Below are 20,778 nucleotides of genomic sequence, written 5' to 3'. Positions count from 1 at the left end.
AAAACGTAAATTTGCTGAGTTTTGTTATACAGCAGTGCTGGGACTTAAAATTAACTCCTTATAAAATACGTAAATATTCAGTCAATACCTTTATTATACACCACGGCCAAGCCCTGTCATTAGACAAAACATCAAATCCAACCTACAAAATATTTGATAGTTTGTATAAAAAAAGGTGTCAGGCACCGCTCGTGGACAACTGTCCACGAACGGTGCCTGACACCAAAACTGACACCAAAACATTAAATTTATTTTTTCTTTGCGTGTTTGCGCATGTCGAAGGCTACTGCTACGACGATGATTAGTCCTTTTACGATGAATTGGATGTATGGACTTACGCCAAGGAAGGCTAGACCGTAGTTGATGATTTGGAATATTAATACCCCGGTTACTACGCCTGGTACCGATCCGATACCACCTGAAAGTGATACCCCACCGACTACGCAGGCTGCGATGGCATCTAATTCGTACATGTTTCCTGTATTGTTTGTCGCACTACCCACACGACCTGCCTCCAGTGTACCTGAGAAGCCATATAATAGGCCGGCAATCATATAGATAATAATCAGGTTTTTCGCAACATTAACACCTGAAACCTTTGCTGCTTCAGGGTTACCCCCGATTGCATACATGTTTTTACCTAATTGTGTCTTATTCCAAATTACCCAGATAACTGCAGTGGTTATAATTGCATAAATAACTAGATAAGGAAGTTCATAGGATCCAATTGGAATCCCGCGTTGGGCAAAGGTTGTAAATTTTTCGCTTAATCCGCCGATTGGCTGTGCGCCATAGGGCGGGCGGTCAAAGTAAATCGAAGTGATCCCGTAGACACCGATCATCATACCTAATGTTGCGATAAACGGCGGTACATGTAACTTGGCAACAATCACACCATTTAATGTAGAAATTAAACCTGTTGCAATCATAGCAATTAAGATTGGTACGATTAACGGTAATTCTGGAAGGTTCGGATACATTTTATAAGCATAATCACCAGCTTGCAGCATAGATGCAGACACAACAGCAGCGAGTCCGACCATCCGTCCTGCGGATAAGTCTGTTCCAGCGGTAATCAGAATTCCGGCCATCCCTAGGGCAATAATAATCCGGGAAGAAGACTGACTAAGGATATTGATAAGATTTGTTACTGATAGAAAGTCAGGAGAAGCGATTACGATTCCAATGACTAGCAGGATTAAAAATACATATATCACATTATCAAAGAGCAACTTGGTTATACTGCCTTTTTGTGCGGCTGATTTATTCATTTGCATCTCCTCCTAATACAAAGCTGCTAAGCTCATGATTTCTTCTTGGGATGTTGTTGCCGTTTCGACAATCCCAGCTGCTTTACCATTACTCATAACCAAAATTCGGTCAGAAACGCCCAGAAGCTCTGGCATTTCTGAAGAAATCATGATAATTCCTTTTCCTTCAGCAGCTAACTCATTAATTAACTGGTAAATTTCGAACTTCGCCCCAACGTCAATTCCACGTGTCGGTTCATCGAGCAATAAAATTTCCGGTTTGGTTAACAGCCAGCGTCCAATAATGACCTTTTGCTGGTTACCACCTGAAAGACTGCCGATAGATGTCTTTTGTGATGGGGTTTTTACTTTCATCGAATCAATCACCCATTGCGTATCGTCAGCAACTTTGCGGTCGGATAGGAACCCGCTTTTAGTTTTATATTGCTTCATGTTTGAAATGATCGAGTTAAAACTGATACTCAAATCAGGGAAGATCCCTGTTGATCTTCTTTCTTCCGTCACAAGGGCAAAGCCGTTTTTGATAGCATGCTGCGGCGAATGATTTTTGACCACCTTGCCATTTAATTCAATCGATCCTGATGTGATCGCCCTTATCCCAAACAGTGCTTCAACAACCTCTGTCCGCTTGGATCCAACTAAGCCGGCAATCCCTAATATTTCGCCTTTTCTTAGCTCAAAACTTACATTAGAAAAAGAAGGTTGTGTTTCTGCCGTCAGATCTGAGACTTTCAATATGACCTCCCCAGGCTTGTTAGCCTTAGCAGGGAAGCGCTGTGATAAGTCACGGCCAACCATTAGTTTGATGATTTCGTCTGTGGTGAGGTCTTTGGCACTTTTGGTTGCAATATACTGACCGTCACGCATGATGGTTACTTCATCAGAAATCTTCAAGATTTCCTCCATTTTGTGAGAAATATAGATAATCGCTACATTCTCACTTTGCAGTCTTTTAATGATTCTAAAAAGATGATTTACTTCGGTTTCTGTTAAGGATGAGGTAGGTTCGTCCATTACAATAATCTTTGAATGATAAGAAACCGCCTTTGCAATCTCTACCATCTGCATTTCGGAAACGGATAGCGTACTCACCTTACTGCGCGGATCAATATTGATGTCTAAACTTTTAAATATCGCTGCTGTATCTTCATACATTTTCTTTTCATCTATGAAAATACCTTTTTTCGGATACCGGCCGAGCCAGATATTATCCATAACATTCTGTTGACGGACCTGATTTAGTTCTTGGTGCACCATCGATACGCCATTTTCAAGTGCCTGCTTTGAATTGGCAAAGGAAACCTCTTTTCCATCAAAAAGGATTTTCCCTTCATCCATCGAATAAATCCCAAATAGGCATTTCATTAGTGTTGATTTTCCAGCACCATTTTCGCCCATTAAAGCATGGACCGATCCGGGCTTTACTTTAAGGGACACATTATTTAAAGCTAGCACCCCAGGGAATCGTTTCGTTATGTTTAGCATTTCAAGTAGATTGGTAGTTCTGGATTCTGACATGAGCGAACCTCCTTGTTAAACCATTTGAAGATATAAGACACTCATTAGGTGCCTTATATGAATTTTTTATTTAAATACGGTGTCCAGCTCCAATTTCGAAGGAGTCTTACTCCGAACGAAAGAAAAGCGTACCCTTTTCCTTCGTTCGAAGAGCGCCTTGGGGCTGTTTCAGCCCCAGGGGAAAAATAAACTACTTTTTCCCTTGGGGAAAAATGAACCCTTTTTTCCTGGACAAGGCGCTTCGACTGGATTAATGCTTACAGTCTAGCTGCAGCGCCTAGGGGCTCGGGGTCATAAGCCAATCCGACAAGAAGGTTAAAGAACAACCTTCATGCCGGCTCGTCTTACGCCTGTCGCCCCTGGACAAGGCGCTTCCGCTTTCTTACTTGTATGCGTCTTTACCCACTTGGATATTATCTTTTGTAATTTCAATGTAAGGAACACGTACGGCTTTATTATCATCAAGCTTCCATTCTGTTCCGTCTAATACGTCTTTACCGTTTGCTGCATTAGTTGCAAGCTCAATTGTTGCTTTACCTTGGTTTTTAGCATCGTTTAAGACAGTACCCACCATTTTGCCCTTTTCAATCATTTCAAGTGCTTCTGGAATCGCGTCAACACCTACTACTGGCATGAATTTATCGCCAGAGAAATAGCCTGCTTTTTCAAGAGAAGCAACTGCACCTAACGCCATGCCATCGTTGTTAGCAATAACAAACTCAATCTTGTCACTATACTTAGCTAACCAAGCATCCATTTTTTCAGTAGCTTTTGTTGCATCCCACATCGCAGTATCCATTGCTAATTCTTCTACTTGGATACCTTTTTCTTTTACAGTATCGACTGCAAATTTTGTACGTGCTTCTGCATCTGGGTGCCCTGGCTCACCTTTTAATAGCACGTATTGAAGTTTTCCATCTTTGTTTTTATCATATTTATCTTTGTTAGCTTCCCAAGCTTTAGCAATCAGTTGACCTTGAAGAACACCTGATTCTGAAGAGGTCGTTCCAACATAGTAAGCTTTATCATAGCCCTTTAGTACGCTTGCATCTGGCTCTTTGTTGAAGAAGATAACTGGAATATTTTTTGGCTTCGCTTTATCGATAATCGTTTGAGCCGCTTTTGGATCAACTAAGTTGATTGCTAGAGACTTAGCTCCTTTGGCAATAAGTGTATCCACTTGCTCAATTTGTTTTGCTTGGTCGTTTTGAGAGTCATTCAACATCAGCTTTGCTTTGCCATCTGCGGAAGTCTCCATTGCACGACGAACGTAGGACATAAAGTTGTCATCAAATTTGTAAATGGTTGCACCAACAGCTGGAAGACTGTTGTCCTTGCCTGATCCAGAATCCTTACCACTTGTCGAATCACTGCAGCCTGTTGCTAATAGAATACTAGATGCAACTGTTAAAGATAGAATTAACCCCTTTTTCTTTTTAAACATGTTGTCATTCTCCTTTTACTATTTAGTAAGACCCTGGTAAGCAGCACATCGCTTCGCTAACCTTAGTGTAAGCCCTTACACATATGTTAGCATGGAGGGATTCCCCTCAATAGGTCAAAAGTCTAGCACTAATTTGCGATTATCTAGACTTTTTTGCAAACGCTTTATTTTAAAAAATTTCTTCTTTCCACTAAAAATAGACCAATCCACGAATGCAGATTGGTCTCATAAGCAAGAAATATTAGCCTACTGTTACTTTGCGAAATTCAGTTGGCGATAAGCCAGTGTGTTTCTTAAACACTCGGCTAAAATAGTTTGGGTCCTTATAGCCGATGGAGTAGCATATTTCCTTCAAACTTTTTCCCGGATCAACCATCTCAGCCTTAGCATGCTTAATTCTTATTTCCGTTAAATAATCAATAAAGGTCATTCCGAACCGATCCTTAAATAATTTACTAAAATAGAAAGGACTAAGTTCCACATATTCCGCTACCTGTTCCAATGTAAGAGAATCAGCATAGTGAATTTCGATATATTCCTTTGCTTTATGCAGCATTCCCTTGGCATGATCATTTCTCCAAATCTGAACCTGATGAACCACCGCCAATAAATGGGCTTTCCCTTTTTCGAAAATCGCCATAATATCTTCAGACTCTTCTATTGCAGGTGTTCGTTCATAGCTAATCCCTAAATCATGAAGCATTCGTGAAACGAGAATAAACATCTCGTCAAAGGCTTTTTTTACTGAGGATCCTTTTATATTCTTATCCTCAGCCAGCATCTCTGCGAACGATTCAAAAATGAACAATACTTGATTGACGTCTCCCTGTCTGACAGCCTCTAATAGCTTTTTCTCAATCTCTAATACTTCTGAAGAGGAGGACAGTTCAGCCGAGCCTTGTTTCACTGCAAATAAATACTTACGCTCGGGGGTCTTTGCCATCTGCTGCAAAGCCATAAGTGCTTCAAGATAGGACTTATTTAGCTCATGGGCATGATTATATGGAAGTCCGACTCCAATCCTTAGCTCAGCATGATAACTCTTTTTTTCAAAAAGTCGGTTCAGGTTATCGATGACAGCCAGTGCATTAGTTTTAAAATGGACCTTTTCCGTTGCTTTTTTACAAAGGAATAAAACAGGTACTTGTGAATCTGTTAGCGGGCCAACCATCACTTCCTGTTTCATCATGACAGAATTCAGGGTATCCTTAAGCCATAAATACCAGTTCTGCTTTTGATCTGCGGATAATTCAGTCATTCCTTTCGGCCGCAGCGAGAAAAGCATAATATACCCTGAAGTAATTTCTACCCCCAAGAGCTGGCCCCATTCATCAAAAGTAATATCCTGAACTTGATTTACTAAAACCGTCGATACCCATTCTTTTTGCGCGATGGATACTGCACGATCCAGGTTATCTCGTAAACTTTGTTGTTCTTCTCGCTGTTTGCTTTCTTCAAGGATTTCAGTACAAACTCGCTCTAATGCCGCAAGTATATCTTGCTTTCTGCTTGGTTTTAAGATGTATTCCTTAACCCCCTGCTGCATTACTTCTTTCGCATATTCAAATGTATTAAAGGCGGAAACCATAATAAATCGAATCGAGGGATTGATTTTTTTTATAGCTTTGACCGCCTGTACACCATCAATCCCTGGCATTTTTATATCCATAAAAATAATATCTGGTCGGTGTTCCGTGGCCATTTCAATTGCAATTCTTCCATTGGGGGCTTCTCCAATGACCATTACGTCCTCCGAAGATCGGTTAATGATTTTCGTTAATGCCGTTCGCTCCAAAATTTCATCATCCACTATAAGTATTTTTAACAAGTACACTTCCCCCTTTGGCGACGCCCGGAATTGTTAGTCTAAAATTTGTTCCGTACAGAGGCTTGGATTCAATTTCTACTATGTCATTTCGCCTATAAAAGAGCTGCAGCCTTCTGATCACATTTTTTACACCAATACCATTTGATTGACCTTTTGATTTATCCGGCTCGGACCCCTCTTCCGGTTCAGTACCTTCTACGTAAGTAAGCAATCTTTTTTTAGTACTCTCATCCATCCCTGCCCCATTATCAATGACCTCCACATGGATCCGATCATTATGTTGGTAAATACGGAGCCTGATTACCCCATTCTCTTCGTAGGATTCTACTCCATGCATGAAGGCGTTTTCTACTAATGGCTGCAGAATTAAACTAGGGATTTCAATATCCAGACAATCATCCTCGATCTCCGTTATAAATGAAATCCGTTCCCCGAACCGGGTTTGTTGGATATAAAAATACTCTTGGACAATTCTTACTTCTTCTCTTAATGTTGATGCTTTATCGAAATCAGTTAAGTTATACCGGAGTATCGCAGCCACGGCTTCTATTAATCTCGAAGTCTGTTCTGCTTCCTCCAAATACGCCATCTTTGAAACCGTATTCAACGTATTGAACAAAAAATGAGGATTAATTTGGTTTTGGAGGCTCCGTAACTCCAATTCTTTAAGTAGCTTATCCAATTCAGACTTTTGTTTAATTTCAGTGACTAGCTGACGTAAATTGGTTCTCATTTGATTGAAGGTTTCTGTTAGTGGCTTTAATTCATCTTTTGTTGTAACCTTAATATCCTCACCGGATAAATTCCCCTTTGAAATTTGCTTTGCAGCCGCAGATAACAGACTAATTGGTTTTGTAATCCCGCCAGAAATCCAGAGGGCAAGCAAGGTACTAAGGAAAAAAGCTGCTGCAAATAGTGAGATGGACAATAGTTTATAGTAATGGTTCTGCTTCTCCATTTGAGCATAAAATTTTTGATAGTCAGTCAGTTTATTATTTAATAGTGCCAGCGTTCTCTCTTGGAGAAAGGAGGCGATTTTCAAAACTCCATTAAAATGATTGGAATAACTGTTTATATCATCCTTCTCGAAAGCACCTACCGTTGCATCGCATTCATCTAAAAAGCTATCAATCATGTTTTTATAATTAATATATGAAATATCATGATTGTCCATTTCTTCATTAAGCCGCTTTTGGTCATTAATTAACTTGAGCTTTTCCTTCTTATAATCACTTAGATAAGACGTTTCCTTATCTAAAAGATAGCCACGCAGATTTTCGGTAATCAAATTTGTTCTCTTTGAGATATCATTGAGAAGCAGAAATCGTTCAAAACTATCGTCATATTCCATAACTAACTTCTCACTGCTTTTATAGAAAAAGAAGCCGACAGATGTTAACAACACTACTAGGACAATGAAGTATAGGAGTAATTTCGAGCGAATTTTAAATAATCTCATTTTCTCTCTCCCCTTCGGTCCAGATGACTTAAGGGCAAATCCCCAACTCTTAGAATCTTCGTATTCGTATGGACGATAGGGTTAACGGATTTTCCTTCAATATGATCGATCATCATTATTACAGCCCGATACCCCATTTCATAGGGCTCCTGCACTACAGTTGCGTTTATGGTTCCTCTGCGGATGTATTCCAATGTTTCTGGTAAGGTATCGAATCCAACAATATACATTTTTCCAGGTTTAACGAATTTATCGACTACTTGGGCAATCCCAATACCGTCTAATGCACTTGTCCCGAAAAAGGCATTGACCTCTGGATGGTCCTTCATAATCTGATACGCCTTTTCTGCCGCTTGGACTCTGCTAATTTCGGATTCTACTACATCGATAATATGAATGCCTTTTTCTCCTTTAACCGCATCTTGAAAGCCTTTTACCCGCTGTTTCTGATGGTTTGCATAAAATCTTCCAGTAATAATTGCGACATTAGCCTTTCCTTTTGTATCTTGAATCAATGCCTTTCCAGCGAGAAATCCAGAATAATAATTATCCGTGCCAATATATGCAAGTCGTTTACTATTCGCAGCATCTGTATCGACAGTGATGACTGGAATCCCGCTAGAAACTACTCGGTTAATTAGAGGAGTAAATTGTTCATCACTCAATCCTTGTGTTAAGATTCCATCCACCTTAGAGGCCGCTGACATTTCAATCGTCTTTAAATGGTCTTCAATATTCCCTTGATTAGGCCCTGCATATTCCAACAGGACACCATATTTATCTGCAGCCGCTTTTGCACCTTGCTCTACAAGTCTCCAATATTCATTATCTAGCTCTTCAGGGACTAGAACAAAATGATAGTCATACTCTTTAGATTGCTTTTTCTCTGCAGGCAAATCATGCGTAAGGACCTTCGACCCATAAAAAACCGCAAATGAGCAGCTTACCACGAAGAATACAGCTCCAAAAATATATGCCAGCACCGATAACCTGCTCATGAATCCGCTCCCATTCCTGTACCTATCTAGTTACAAACATTATACGGAACATCCCATATTTCGACAATGGCAAAAAAACTCATCAAATTTTTTGATGAGTTCTCTTCTTTAAAAACTGCTATTCCTAATAATCAACTCTGTGGCAATAATTATTTTCTTGACTGTTTTTCTGCCTGCTATTCTCTCCAAAAGAGTGTCAACGGCGGTTTCACCCATAATTTCAGTATATACCTTCACTGTGCTTAAGGATGGGAAGACATATTTAGAGATGCTGATATCATTGACCCCTATGATGTTCACATGATCAGGAACGGAAATCCCTTCCTCCAACAGCGCCCTTAATGCGCCAACCGCTAGTGAGTCATTACCCGCAAAAAATGCGGTGGGTAATTGATCCCCTGGATGTTCATGTATCGCCTTCTTCATCAACGCATGACCATCATCAGCAGTAAAGTTACCTACATACATATAATCTTCATTGGGCAATCCTTTTTCTGAAAAAAAGCGCTTGAAGGTCAATTCTCTAGGGTCCTCAATAAAAGAGGTTTTATCCTTAAAGACTTCTCTGCCGCCGATATACCCGATTCTCTCATGACCCTTTTGAATAAAATAATCAAGCACTTTTTTAGTGGCTCGTTCAAAATCAATAACAATGGAATCAAACATATCTTCATCTGGTGAGGTATCCACAAAGACAATATTTTTGGTAATCTTAACGAGATCATTCACTTGCTTCCTGCTAAATTTTCCAATCGCAATCAGCCCTTGAATATCATCTTCCTTCAAATCCCCATAGTTGTCTTGAAAATACTTATCCACTTGAATCCCATGCTGCCGGCATTGGTTTTCAACACCCAGCCGGATGGACATGTAATATAAATCGTCAAGTTCTTCCTTTTCGGTATACCATTGCAAAAGAGCAATTTTACCCGCCTCTTGCTTGCGCGCAGTCTTCTTTTTATAAGATAGCTCCTCTGCCACTTCGAATATCCTTTTCTTCGTTTCATCACTGACAGAAAGAGTGGTGTCATAATTTAAAACACGGGATACCGTTGCAATCGATACCCCTGCAATATGTGCAATATCTTTGATGGTAGCCATAAATCAGTCTCCTAATGTATTAGCAAAAAAACGATACACTGTTCTGGAATGGTATACTTCCTCTTGATTTAAAATGACTGAAGGAAACTCTGGATGATGGATGGCATCAGGAAACCCTTGCGTTTCCAGGCAAACACCCAAATAATTCTCCGCTCTGACACCTGAAATAGAATAAGGACCTTCTAGAAAATTCCCTGTATAAAGGACAACGCATGGCTGATCGGTCGTAATAAGAAGCGAGCGGCCGCTTTCTTCGTCGCTTAGAATCATCGTATTTTCTCCCTCTTGTCTAAAAACAAGTGGGTGGTCGTAACCTTTTCCGACAAGTACGTTTTGCGGATAAGATGAATTCAGCCCAGAACTCAACCTTCTGCCATACTTAAAATCAAAGGGGGTATTTTTAGAATCAATCAACTTACCAGTAGGGATAAGATCGTCTCTCAACTCTAAAAATCGATCACTATCTACCTTAAGAATGTGTTCCGAACAATCTCTTTTTATATTCCCACTTAAATTAAAATACGAGTGATTCGTTAAGTTGACTAACGTTTTTTGATCAGTTTTACTTTCGTAGGAAATATCGAGTTCATTTTTATTATTTAGAATGTACGTAACAGTGGTGTCTAGATTGCCAGGATAGCCTTCTTCTCCATCTGGACTGTGATAGAAAAACTTCAGCCCGACAGCATTTTCTTTCTCAATAATTTCAGTTTTCCAAATCACAGAGTTAAAACCCTTCTTGCCTCCGTGCAGATGATTGGGGTAGTTATTGTCTGCAAGCTGATATTCTTTCCCGTCCAATTCGAAACTTGCACCGCCAATTCTTCCGGCAACCCGGCCGCAAACTGCACCGAAATAAGGTGACCATTCTGTGTAATCTTCGAAGTTATCAAAACCAAGTACTACATTTTCAAAGTTTCCATGGCGGTCAGGGACGATGATTTTCGTAATGACACAACCAAAATTCAGACAAGAGACCTCCATGCCATAATCGTTGACTAAAGTATATTCTGTAACGGACTCTCCCTCGTAACTGCCGAATATTCTATCTAATATTTTCATCGATATCACTCCATATTTTTCAGAAAGTAGTTAATTACAGTTTCCCCTTACACTAAAATCCCAAAATTCGATTCATTTTTTTATAAAGAAGTGATAAAACGCTGGAATCCTGCGTTCCCTGCCTCATCCCGCTTAAACACACCTGCGTCTTCCAAGACTCTTAAGAATTTCTTTCCTACTTCTTCTCTCACAAGGCGTTCGACATTCGCTTCATTAGCAATATCTTGATAGCGTGCTTTTAGCGCTTCTGCCCAGGTTAAATGGTAATCTGCTACATCTGATGCTTTACTTAGGATGTAATTTTCTACTTCTCCGAGTTCAGCCTTTAATCGTGCAGGTAAAACAGCCAGCCCCATTACTTCAATTAGGCCGATATTTTCCTTTTTAATATGATGGACATCGGCATGAGGGTGGAAAATACCCAGCGGATGCTCCTCACTTGTTCGATTATTACGAAGCACCAAGTCCAGTTCAAAAACACCTCCATTTTTCCGGGCAATCGGGGTCACTGTATTATGCGGCGTCTCTCCGGTCCTCGCCAAAATTTCAAGCGTCGCATCACTGTAATTTTTCCATTGCTCAAAAATATGTGAACCCGCTTCAACAAGCGCGCTTATTGAAGCAGAACGGAGGCGAATAACTGACATCGGCCATTTAACCACGGAACAATCTACGTCTGGATAACCAGCCATATTAAATGTCCAGTCATCATCGGCTTTCGCCATCGCAAATTGATAATTCCCACCTTGATAATGATCATGGGTTAAAATCGAACCGCCGACAATTGGCAGGTCCGCATTTGAGCCCACAAAGTAATGCGGAAATTGTTCAACAAAGCTCAATAACCGTAAAAAAGACGAGGCACTAACGACCATATCGGTATGTTTTTCTGATAGGACAATACAATGCTCATTGTAATACACATACGGTGAATATTGGAAGTACCACGGCTGATCTAATAGATTGATGCGAATCATTCGGTGATTGGAGCGGGCCGGGTGACCGACTCTGCCTGCGTATCCCTCATTTTCAACACAGAGCAGACATTTCGGATAATCCGTTTTTTGCACTGACAGCTCGAGTGCGATACTTCTAGGATCCTTTTCAGGCTTTGATAAATTAATCGTAATATCAAGTTCACCATATTCTGTGGCGGTTTTATACTCGATATTGTTACGAATACGCTTCATTTGAATGTAATTGTTATTTTTACTTAACTCATAAAAATACTCGGTTGCTTCCTTTGGATCTTGCGTATATTTTTCATAAAACACTTGATTGATAGTGGATGGGCGTGCAGTAAAACAGTTCATTATTTTACTTGAAAAAATCTCTTTTTCATCAAATAAATCTTCAATGACCCCTTGATTGCAGGCATAGTCCACGATTAATTCAAGTAAATCTGGGATTTCAAAGTGATTGCTCTCCGCTAGTTCCTCTTCCTTAAACTCAGTTAGCTTAAGCAATGCCAAAATTTGATTGCGCGCATAGATTTCATCTTCCCGCTCGATTAATTGAGTGGTAATAGCTTGATTAATTAATTGTTGTATAAGTTGATAAATCATTATGATCCCCTCTATTTCTGATATCCATTAGGGTGATGCTGATGCCAGTTCCAGGCATTACTGATAATTTGTTGAATCGATGTTCTTACAGGATTCCATCCCAACACCTTTTGTGCTTTTTCCGAAGAGGCAATTAACGTACTCGGGTCACCCGATCGACGCTCACCGATTCTCACAGGAATATCAATACCCGTCACTTCTTTAGCCGTCTCAACAATTTCTTTTACCGAGAATCCTTTGCTTGAGCCAAGATTGAAAACATTACTCTGACCGCCATTTTGTAAATAGCGGAGGGCTAATATGTGGGCATCAATTAAGTCCTCGACATGAATATAATCTCGGACACAAGTGCCATCTGCCGTATCATAATCCTCACCAAATATCGTCACTGCTGGTCTTTTCCCAAGTGCTGCCTCCAGAACAACTGGAATCAGGTGAGTTTCCGGGTTATGGTCCTCCCCAATTTGTCCGTCACTTCTTGCTGACGCCACGTTAAAATAGCGAAGCGAAACATAGTTAAGGTCAAAAGCCTTTTCACACCAAGCCATCATTTTCTCCATAGCTAGTTTGGTTTCGCCATACGTATTCGTTGGAACGGTTGCAGCCTCCTCTGTAACCGGGACAACTTTTTGCTCTCCATATACCGCGGCGGTTGAAGAAAAAACGATATGCTTAATGCCAAACTCTTTCATCATTTCAAGCACGATTTGTGTTCCGTAGACATTGTTATCAAAGTATTTTAACGGTTCAACCATCGACTCTCCGACAAGGGAATTCGCGGCGAAGTGCAAAATCGCTTCAATACTTTCTTTTTCAAAAACAGAACGCATAAACTCGCGGCTGCGGATATCTCCCCTATAAAAATTAGCCTTTGGATGAACTGCCTCCTCATGGCCCGTTTGCAAATTATCGATGACAACGACTGAATACCCTTGATCAAGTAACTGGTATACAGCGTGTGAACCGACATAGCCTGCACCGCCTAACACAAGAATACTCATTTAAATTGTCTCCTCCAGTCGAATTTCCTTCGCCCCATCACCAATGCTTGCTGCATAAAATTCTGCCTCGTAGCCAATCTTGTCCAGATAAGCAGCTCCTACGTTCTCAATAAAGTTATCAACTTCTCCATTTCTAACAATCGCAATTGCACAGCCGCCGAATCCTGCACCGGTCATTCGCGCACCAAGCACACCTGGCTGTTTCCATGCTGCCTCTACTAAACTGTCCAATTCCACTCCTGTCACTTCATAGTCATCTCTTAGTGATACATGTGATTGGTTAACTAATTGTCCAAATGCTTCTAGATTTCCTAATTTAAGCTCTTCAAGTGCCTTAATTGTTCTCATGTTTTCGTAAACAGCATGCTTGGCCCGTTTGCGAACTGTTTCATTGGTAATCAGATATTGATTTTCATCAAACTCCGCTTCCGATAATTGACCAAGTGCCTCAATTGGCAGCTTTTGCTGTAGCTGCGCAAGTGCCTCTTCACATTCTCCTCTTCTTTCATTGTATTTCGAATCAGCTAATTCCCTGCGTTTGTTCGTATTCATGATTAATATTTTGTAATCTTCAAGGTGAATCGGTGCATACTCATATTTCAACGTTTGGCAATCTAGTAAGATACCAGCATCTTTCTTTCCCATGCCAATCGCAAACTGATCCATGATTCCGCTGTTCACGCCAATAAATTCATTTTCTACCCTCTTGCCTATCTTGATGAGATCAAGGCGCGGAATTTCTAAATTAAATAGGCCATTTACGAGCACCCCGGTTAAAAGTTCAATGGATGCTGACGAAGAAAGTCCTGCACCATTGGGTATATTCCCTTCAATTACGCAATCAAATCCGGCTTGAATTTCATATCCCGCCTCGAGAATATAACGGACCATGCCTTTTGGATAATTAGCCCAATTATGTTCCTTCTCATAGTCTAGTTCGCTTAAGTTAAATTCGATGATTCCTTTTTCAGGAAAGTTGGTAGAGTAGAGGCGAATCACTTTGTCTTCCCGCTTCCTTGCTACAGCGTAGGTACCATAGGTGATGGCACATGGAAACACATGACCTCCATTGTAATCTGTATGTTCGCCTATTAAATTAATCCTTCCAGGCGCAAAAAAGGCTTGCTTTGGCAATACTCGAAACATATCTAAAAATACTTTATTAAGTGTGATTACGTTCATTTTAAATTCCTCCAGCATTCTTATTCTTTAGTTACCTTTTTATTATTAACATAATTTTACTACCCCTAGTAAAATCCTTCAAGTATTTTACTAAAATTTTTACTTAAATTCCACAAAATAAACCATGAATATAATCTTGCATGAGTATTTTTAACTTGGTATTTGTGTTAAAATTAGTAGGAATAAATAATACCTTCTTAAACAAATCCTTAAGGGTACTAATGATAATAAAGGCGTGATGTCATTTGAGTTTCGACCCCAAAACTGGAAGCTTCGAAAAAATGAAGTTACTTAATCAATCAACGGTTTTAAACATGATTCGATTAAAAGAGCCGATTTCACGAGCGGAAATTGCCAAATTAACAAAATTAACCCCGCCCACCATAAGTTCATTGGTTGCTGAGTTAATTGAGAAAAATCTTTTAATAGAGGAGCAATCAACAAGCGCAACGTCAGGCGGTAGAAAGCCAATTCTCCTCCGTATTAATTACTCCGCTTATTATATTATCGGAGTCTATGCCGCAGCGGAGGTTATACGCGTTATTCTTACCACAATGGACGGAAAGATTGTAACCGATTTCAGTAAAGATATTATTAAATTGCCAACTAAAACCGAATTTATGAATATGATGATCGAGTGCATTCATAATGTCCTTCAATCTAAACATTTCGAAAGAGAGTTAATCCTTGGAATTGGTATTGCCATGCATGGACTTGTTGATTCTGAACAAGGCTTGGCCATTTTTTCTCCACACTTACATTTGGAAAATATACCTCTGAAGGAACGAATAGAAAAAGAATTTAATATCCCTGTTATTGTCGAGAATGATGTACGAGCATTAGCGATTGCTGAAAGCTGGTTTGGGCAAGGGAGAGGGGTTTCCGATTTTATCTGTCTTAGTGTGGGACGGGGGATTGGTTCTGGAATCTTTATAAATAGTGAAATTTATAAAAGCACGTTCTATACAGCAGGAGAAGTCGGACATACAATTTTAGATGTGAATGGTCCCCTATGCGAATGCGGTAATAATGGATGTTTAGAGGCCTATGCATCAGAAATTGCTATCTTAAAAAAGGCTAAGGAAGATATTAAACATCATCAGGATACCATTCTCACAGAATGGTTGAAAGAAGGCAGTACTGAACTCTCCTTAAATATGGTCTATACAGCTGCTAAGCAAGGGGACCCATTTGCTATAACACTCTTAGAAAAGGCTGGTCAATCCCTTGGACTAGCCGCAGCAAATATGATTAACATTCTAAAGCCTTCGAAAATAATCCTAGAAGGGAGTATTTTCAAGGTAGGAGATTTTGTTTTGTCTCAACTAAAAAAAAGAATAGAGAAATATACTTTTAAAAGTTCACATGAAGAAATTAAAGTGGTTTGTTCGGAATTAGGAAAAACTGGTATGGTATTGGGAGCTGTAACATTAGTTTTAAAGAAATTATTTAAAACATAAGGAACATAAAAAGAGTTGGATCATAAGATTCAACTCTTTTTTTGTTCAATTTGTAAATATGTATTTAGTAACGGAATAGTATCCCTGATCCTTTTCTAAAATGGCTGATGGGAAATGCGGATGATTGAGCGAGTCTGGAAGACCCTGTGTTTCTAAACATAAACCAAGGTATTTTCTGGAGTTGATACCTCGAATAGAAAAATCATCAGCTAGTTGGTTACCCGTATAAAGAACCACGGCAGGCTGATTTGTTTCAATGATTAATCCTCTTCCGCTCTCATCATCAAACAGATAGATTTCCTTATTGTGATTATCCGTTAATAGAAAAGGATGATCATATCCATTTCCTGCAATTATATTTTGGCTGTCATTTGTGTCTGTTCCTTCCATAATCTTCCGGCCGGACAGAAAGTCAAATGATGTATTCTCTACAGGAAGAATCTCCCCTGTCGGTATTAATTCTTCATCCAACTCAAGGAATCGATTACTTTTTAGGGTCAACTTATGATTAAGAACGTCTCTTTTTAAATTGCCGCTTAAATTAAAATAAGAATGATTGGTAACATTAACCACCGTTTTTTGATCAGACACACCTTCATAGGATATTTGAAGCTCATTATCGTTATTTAAGGTATAGGATATTTTCATCTTTAAATTTCCAGGATACCCTTCTTCTCCATCCTTACTTAAATAAGTGAATACAAGGGTCAAAGAATCTTTTTCTTCTACTACCTCTGTATTCCAGATCACCTTATCGAGGCCTTTTATCCCGCCATGGAGGTGATTGCCATTGTTATTTTTTGCGAGATGGTACGTGGTACCTTCTAAGGTAAATTCCGCATTAGCAATTCTACCCGCATGCCTGCCGACTACAGCACCGAAATAGGGGGAATGCTGCTGATATTCTTCGATTGTATCAAAGCCTAAAACTACATTTTCAAGGGTTCCGTTGCGGTCAGGAACGACAATCCTGGTAATCGTGCATCCATAATCGATGGTACTTACTTCCATGCCCTGATCATTAATCATCGTAAAAGTTGTTATTGTCTGTCCATCAAGTTCTGCAAATTTTTCTTGTATCAAATTCATAAATATAACTCCCTCCGGTCTACAGTTATATAAGAAAACTCGCCGACTGGCGAGCCCTCTTGTAATAATATGGATGTGTTAAACTTGTCTGTTGACTTCCGTTCCAGGCACTTCGCTTCACAGCCAATTTTATAAAAGCAAGCAGAATAACCTAACTTAAGATTTTACAATATTGGAATGCCACATATCATTTATTTCTTTTATTTTTGCTAATTCACATTTTGGTTTTCTGTTATAAGATACTAATCCGTTGATTTCCTGCTCTACGTCTGTTAACTGTGTGTAACAATATCCATGTAGACCCTTTGAAGCATAGACCGCTTCCATTACTCTGCGGTAATCTGCAATAAATTCGTGCTCATCCTTCACAGATGTATAGCCCCAGCCACTGTCTTCACCGACTTTGAAACCAATTCCTCCAAATTCTGTCAACAAGATAGGTTCACCTTTATGTTCAAATCCATCTGCATAAATTCCTCGGCCAGCTGGTTTTGAGCTTAAGAGATTTTCTTTTGTGAGTAAGGATTCTTTAAAGTTTTCATATTTTGCCTTTTCATCGCTGGATCCATGATTATAATTGTGAATCGCACAGATATCGGTTTCTGTAAGTTCCCAGCCATCATTTGAGATGACTAATCGTGTTGTATCTAATGAATGAATAAGGTGGTACATCGCTAAAGAATGGTGCTGCTGTTGTTTGTTCGCTTTAATAAAAGGCACTCCCCAGCTTTCATTGACAGGCACCCAGGCGACGATGGACGGATGATTATAATCCCGTTCAATGATTTCAATCCACTCTTTGGTTAATCGAGATGCAGCGTCCTCACTATAGGACGGGAAGGCTGCACATTCTCCCCATACCAAGAATCCTAATTTGTCTGCCCAGTAAAGGAAGCGAGGATCCTCCACTTTTTGATGCTTTCTGCAGCCATTAAAGCCCATTTCTAAGGCTATTTCAATATCCCTTTTTAAAGCCTCATCTGTAGGAGCGGTTAACAACCCTTCCGGCCAGTAGCCCTGATCGAGAACTAATTTTTGATAATAAGGCTTGTTATTTAAATAAACCATGCCATTTTCAATATGGACCTTTCTCATACCAAAATAGGATTCTATCTCATCTAAAATCGCCTGATTATCCCCATCTTTTAATGTGAATTTGATATCAAATAAATTAGGGTTTTCTGGTGACCAATTCCATCCAGTATGGTGGAAGGCAGTTCTGAAGATTTGGCGATTATATAAATTAACCGAACGCTTATTATACGGTTCAAATACCTCAATCGTATCCTTTGCTACCTTTTCACCCTGAAAACTAATTTCGATGTCTGCTTGTTTGTTAATACATTCACCAGAGACCTCAAATTCTACAATTATATCTCCACGGTCAACGTCGGGTGTTAATCTTAATTTAGAAACATGGACAGGATGAACCGGTTCCAGCCAAACGGTTTGCCATATCCCAGTCGTTCTTGTGTACCAGATGGAATCCGATTGTTCAATCCAGAATTGCTTTCCTCTGGGAATCGTTTCATCTGTGGATGGATCTTCGACTCTGACAACCACCTTTTCATTGCCCCAAGTTAAATGATCAGTAATATCGAACGAAAAGGAAACATTGCCGCCTTCATGGAAACCAACATACTCCCCATTTACATAAATCCATGCACGGTAATCTACTGCCCCAAAATGCAGGATGATCCGCTGATTATTCCAATCCTTAGATACAGTGAATTCTCGTGAATACCATACAAAATCATGGAATGAAGGATCATTAATACCGCTTAGTTGGGTCTGATACGCAAAGGGAACATTAATTTTCCGATCAAGGGCGTCCCCATTTTGAAACCACTTTTCCTTTAAACCAACATTATTATCATCAAAAGCGAAGTCCCATTCGCCATTTAAATTAACCCATTCTTTTCTGACCAATTGCGGTCTTGGATACTCATTACGAGGTATTGACATGTTGTTCTCCATCCTTCCTGAAAAAATAATCCTATTTAATACCCGATTGATTCACGCCTTTAATAAAGGAACGTTGACCAATGATAAACAATAATACAGCAGGTATGGTTGCAATCGATGTTAAAGCCATTAACCTGCCCGGTGATGAAACAAAGCTTCCCTGCTGCATGATGGCAATACCTGTTGTAATAGTTCTCATTTCTGGAGAATTTGTCGTTACAAGCGGCCATAAGAAATCATTATATATACCCATAAATGTAAAAATAGCTAATGTCCAAATAACAGGTCGTGCTGATGGCAGAACGATTTTTACAAAAACTTGCCATTTATTTGCACCATCTAGAAATGCTGCTTCTTCCAGTTCTTTTGGAAAGCTGCGAAAATATTGATATAGAAGAAAGACACCAAATGCATTTGAAGAATATGGAAGAATCAATACTGCATAAGTATCTAATAGACCAAACTTATTAAACTCCATATATAGTGGTAAAAACGTAATTACCCAAGGAATCGTCATCGACCCAATAAAGATGCTAATTAACAATTTTTTAAATGGGACATCCAAACGGGCTAGACCATATGCTGCAAGTGTGTCAACAACTAGAACAATTAATGTCCCAATAATCCCAACAAAAAGGGAGTTGCCCATCCATTGTAGGACTGGAGTATCTGAATTTCCTGCTAGGCTATACTGATAATTTTCAAGAGTAAAGACTTTCGGAATCCACTTTAGCCCTGCTGTGAAGGCTTCCTGATCCGTTTTAAAAGAAGTAGCCAGCATCCATAAAATTGGAACGATAAAAATCAGGCCAACAATAATCGCAAGAATAACTATGAAAACTTTAAACGGTGTTTTTTGCACGCTGACCTACTCCTTTCGATTTGTGATTCGGAATTGCAAGATTGAGATAACGATCATAATCAAAGCCATAAGTAATGACATGGCAGCTGCATTCCCTAATTGACGCTGCTTAAAGGCTTCATCAACAATATTCATTAATAAAACCTTTGTTGAAGTCCCTGGACCTCCACGTGTCATTAAATAAGGCTGCCCGTAAATATTAAATGAGGCAATCGTTGATGTAATAACAACAAAAAGCATTGTAGGTTTAATACTAGGGATCGTGATATGAATAAACTGCTGCCAGCGGTTGGCGCCATCAAGAGAACCGGCTTCATATAGTTCTTCAGAAACATCATTTAGTGCGTTGATAAAAATAACCATGTTAAAACCAATTGTCCACCATAAAGTCGCGATAGCAAGTGAAATCCAGGCCCAAGGCATGTCTGTTAACCATGGAATTAATGGCAGATTCATCTTTTGTAAATATTGATTAATTAACCCGCTGTTTGTATCTAGGATCCATAACCAAATAATTGCAACCACTGAAACAGAAACAGAATAGGGAATAAAGTAAACTGTACGAAAAAAACCTTTGAATTTACCAGGTAGAGCATTTACTAACAATGCTAAACCTAATCCAACCACAACCAATAAAGGAACACTATATACAACGAATTGGAAGGTGTTTTTAAGACCCTCGAAAAACAGTTCATTAAGGTAAGAATCAGTGTCAAAGATCTTTGTATAGTTCTTAAATCCTACAAATTCATGGACAGGGTTTAATAGATCCCAGTTATGCAAGCTTATCCATGCCCCATATCCAATTGGAATTAAAAGAAAAATAACAAATAAAATCAAGTAAGGGAGTACAAAAAGACTTGAAGTCAATTGTGATTTCCAGCTTGTACTTCTCATTTACCTTCCTCCTTTCGGTTTCCTACTAGTGGAAAAACAAGAGACGAACGGGTTTCAACCTCCGTCCGCCTCCTTT

Annotated in this window: 16 protein-coding genes; 1 reads left to right on the top strand and 15 read right to left on the bottom strand. The window is 39.4% G+C overall.

The features are described 5' to 3' along the window. Window positions 1-248 precede the first annotated feature (248 nt). The 11 genes from mglC to M3610_RS18820 all read right to left on the bottom strand — a co-directional run bounded on the left by mglC (window position 249) and on the right by M3610_RS18820 (window position 14,429). A complete protein-coding gene (mglC, locus tag M3610_RS18870; protein ID WP_098570979.1) occupies window positions 249-1,271 on the bottom strand; it encodes a galactose/methyl galactoside ABC transporter permease MglC in 1,023 nt (340 codons plus the stop codon). Window positions 1,272-1,283: 12 nt separating this feature from the next. Continuing rightward, window positions 1,284-2,789, bottom strand: coding sequence for a galactose/methyl galactoside ABC transporter ATP-binding protein MglA (mglA, locus tag M3610_RS18865; protein ID WP_098570980.1), 1,506 nt, complete (start codon window positions 2,787-2,789; stop codon window positions 1,284-1,286). Window positions 2,790-3,171: 382 nt separating this feature from the next. Next, a complete protein-coding gene (gene mglB / locus M3610_RS18860) occupies window positions 3,172-4,233 on the bottom strand; it encodes a galactose/glucose ABC transporter substrate-binding protein MglB (protein WP_098570981.1) in 1,062 nt (353 codons plus the stop codon). A 241-nt stretch (window positions 4,234-4,474) separates the two neighbouring features. Next, the gene (locus tag M3610_RS18855; RefSeq protein ID WP_251461372.1) at window positions 4,475-6,061 is read right to left on the bottom strand and encodes a response regulator; all 1,587 of its coding nucleotides are present in this window, start codon (window positions 6,059-6,061) and stop codon (window positions 4,475-4,477) included. After that, window positions 6,036-7,520, bottom strand: coding sequence for a sensor histidine kinase (locus M3610_RS18850; RefSeq protein WP_251461370.1), 1,485 nt, complete (start codon window positions 7,518-7,520; stop codon window positions 6,036-6,038). The genes M3610_RS18855 and M3610_RS18850 overlap by 26 nt, the downstream gene beginning before the upstream one ends. Then, window positions 7,517-8,518 carry a sugar-binding protein gene (locus tag M3610_RS18845; protein ID WP_251461368.1) on the bottom strand — a complete coding sequence of 334 codons (1,002 nt, stop codon included), beginning with the start codon at window positions 8,516-8,518 and terminating at the stop codon, window positions 7,517-7,519. Before M3610_RS18845 ends, M3610_RS18850 begins: the two co-directional genes overlap by 4 nt. Before the next feature lie 108 nt (window positions 8,519-8,626). Beyond that, window positions 8,627-9,619 (bottom strand): LacI family DNA-binding transcriptional regulator, encoded by a 993-nt coding sequence (locus tag M3610_RS18840; protein ID WP_251461367.1) that lies wholly within the window; start codon window positions 9,617-9,619, stop codon window positions 8,627-8,629. A gap of 3 nt (window positions 9,620-9,622) precedes the next feature. Continuing rightward, window positions 9,623-10,681 carry an aldose epimerase family protein gene (locus tag M3610_RS18835; protein WP_098570986.1) on the bottom strand — a complete coding sequence of 353 codons (1,059 nt, stop codon included), beginning with the start codon at window positions 10,679-10,681 and terminating at the stop codon, window positions 9,623-9,625. An 80-nt stretch (window positions 10,682-10,761) separates the two neighbouring features. Beyond that, the gene (gene galT, locus M3610_RS18830) at window positions 10,762-12,246 is read right to left on the bottom strand and encodes a UDP-glucose--hexose-1-phosphate uridylyltransferase (RefSeq protein ID WP_180229930.1); all 1,485 of its coding nucleotides are present in this window, start codon (window positions 12,244-12,246) and stop codon (window positions 10,762-10,764) included. A gap of 11 nt (window positions 12,247-12,257) precedes the next feature. Next, window positions 12,258-13,247 (bottom strand): UDP-glucose 4-epimerase GalE, encoded by a 990-nt coding sequence (gene galE, locus M3610_RS18825; protein WP_098570988.1) that lies wholly within the window; start codon window positions 13,245-13,247, stop codon window positions 12,258-12,260. Then, window positions 13,248-14,429: a galactokinase gene (locus M3610_RS18820; RefSeq protein ID WP_251461365.1), complete on the bottom strand. Its 1,182-nt coding sequence runs from the start codon at window positions 14,427-14,429 to the stop codon at window positions 13,248-13,250. A gap of 281 nt (window positions 14,430-14,710) precedes the next feature. Between M3610_RS18820 and M3610_RS18815 the strand changes: the two genes are divergently transcribed. Next, window positions 14,711-15,889: an ROK family transcriptional regulator gene (locus M3610_RS18815; protein WP_251461363.1), complete on the top strand. Its 1,179-nt coding sequence runs from the start codon at window positions 14,711-14,713 to the stop codon at window positions 15,887-15,889. Window positions 15,890-15,934: 45 nt separating this feature from the next. Here M3610_RS18815 and M3610_RS18810 read toward each other — a convergent pair whose 3' ends face one another. From M3610_RS18810 to M3610_RS18795, 4 genes are all read right to left on the bottom strand, one after another. Next, window positions 15,935-16,978 carry an aldose epimerase family protein gene (locus tag M3610_RS18810; protein WP_251461361.1) on the bottom strand — a complete coding sequence of 348 codons (1,044 nt, stop codon included), beginning with the start codon at window positions 16,976-16,978 and terminating at the stop codon, window positions 15,935-15,937. 156 nt (window positions 16,979-17,134) lie between these two features. Beyond that, on the bottom strand, window positions 17,135-18,943 hold the full coding sequence (locus M3610_RS18805) for a glycoside hydrolase family 2 protein (protein ID WP_251461360.1): 1,809 nt from the start codon (window positions 18,941-18,943) through the stop codon (window positions 17,135-17,137). 31 nt (window positions 18,944-18,974) lie between these two features. Further along, window positions 18,975-19,805 (bottom strand): carbohydrate ABC transporter permease, encoded by an 831-nt coding sequence (locus M3610_RS18800; RefSeq protein ID WP_251461358.1) that lies wholly within the window; start codon window positions 19,803-19,805, stop codon window positions 18,975-18,977. Between the two features lie 6 nt (window positions 19,806-19,811). Continuing rightward, window positions 19,812-20,702, bottom strand: a complete 891-nt coding sequence (locus M3610_RS18795; protein ID WP_098570992.1) for a carbohydrate ABC transporter permease — start codon at window positions 20,700-20,702, stop codon at window positions 19,812-19,814. Window positions 20,703-20,778 lie beyond the last annotated feature (76 nt).

This window comes from Neobacillus sp. MER 74 (assembly GCF_023714155.1).
This window is presented reverse-complemented; position numbering and strand designations above follow the sequence as displayed.

What these genes read in the sequence shown, in the direction of transcription:
- M3610_RS18835 (WP_098570986.1), bottom strand. Translation starts at nt 10,681, where the DNA reads ATGAAAATATTAGATAGAATATTCGGCAGTTACGAGGGAGAGTCCGTT.
- galE (WP_098570988.1), bottom strand. Translation starts at nt 13,247, where the DNA reads ATGAGTATTCTTGTGTTAGGCGGTGCAGGCTATGTCGGTTCACACGCT.
- galT (WP_180229930.1), bottom strand. Translation starts at nt 12,246, where the DNA reads ATGATTTATCAACTTATACAACAATTAATTAATCAAGCTATTACCACT.
- M3610_RS18805 (WP_251461360.1), bottom strand. Translation starts at nt 18,943, where the DNA reads ATGTCAATACCTCGTAATGAGTATCCAAGACCGCAATTGGTCAGAAAA.
- M3610_RS18850 (WP_251461370.1), bottom strand. Translation starts at nt 7,520, where the DNA reads ATGAGATTATTTAAAATTCGCTCGAAATTACTCCTATACTTCATTGTC.
- M3610_RS18815 (WP_251461363.1), top strand. Translation starts at nt 14,711, where the DNA reads ATGAAGTTACTTAATCAATCAACGGTTTTAAACATGATTCGATTAAAA.
- mglC (WP_098570979.1), bottom strand. Translation starts at nt 1,271, where the DNA reads ATGAATAAATCAGCCGCACAAAAAGGCAGTATAACCAAGTTGCTCTTT.
- M3610_RS18840 (WP_251461367.1), bottom strand. Translation starts at nt 9,619, where the DNA reads ATGGCTACCATCAAAGATATTGCACATATTGCAGGGGTATCGATTGCA.
- M3610_RS18795 (WP_098570992.1), bottom strand. Translation starts at nt 20,702, where the DNA reads ATGAGAAGTACAAGCTGGAAATCACAATTGACTTCAAGTCTTTTTGTA.
- M3610_RS18845 (WP_251461368.1), bottom strand. Translation starts at nt 8,518, where the DNA reads ATGAGCAGGTTATCGGTGCTGGCATATATTTTTGGAGCTGTATTCTTC.
- mglB (WP_098570981.1), bottom strand. Translation starts at nt 4,233, where the DNA reads ATGTTTAAAAAGAAAAAGGGGTTAATTCTATCTTTAACAGTTGCATCT.
- mglA (WP_098570980.1), bottom strand. Translation starts at nt 2,789, where the DNA reads ATGTCAGAATCCAGAACTACCAATCTACTTGAAATGCTAAACATAACG.
- M3610_RS18820 (WP_251461365.1), bottom strand. Translation starts at nt 14,429, where the DNA reads ATGAACGTAATCACACTTAATAAAGTATTTTTAGATATGTTTCGAGTA.
- M3610_RS18810 (WP_251461361.1), bottom strand. Translation starts at nt 16,978, where the DNA reads ATGAATTTGATACAAGAAAAATTTGCAGAACTTGATGGACAGACAATA.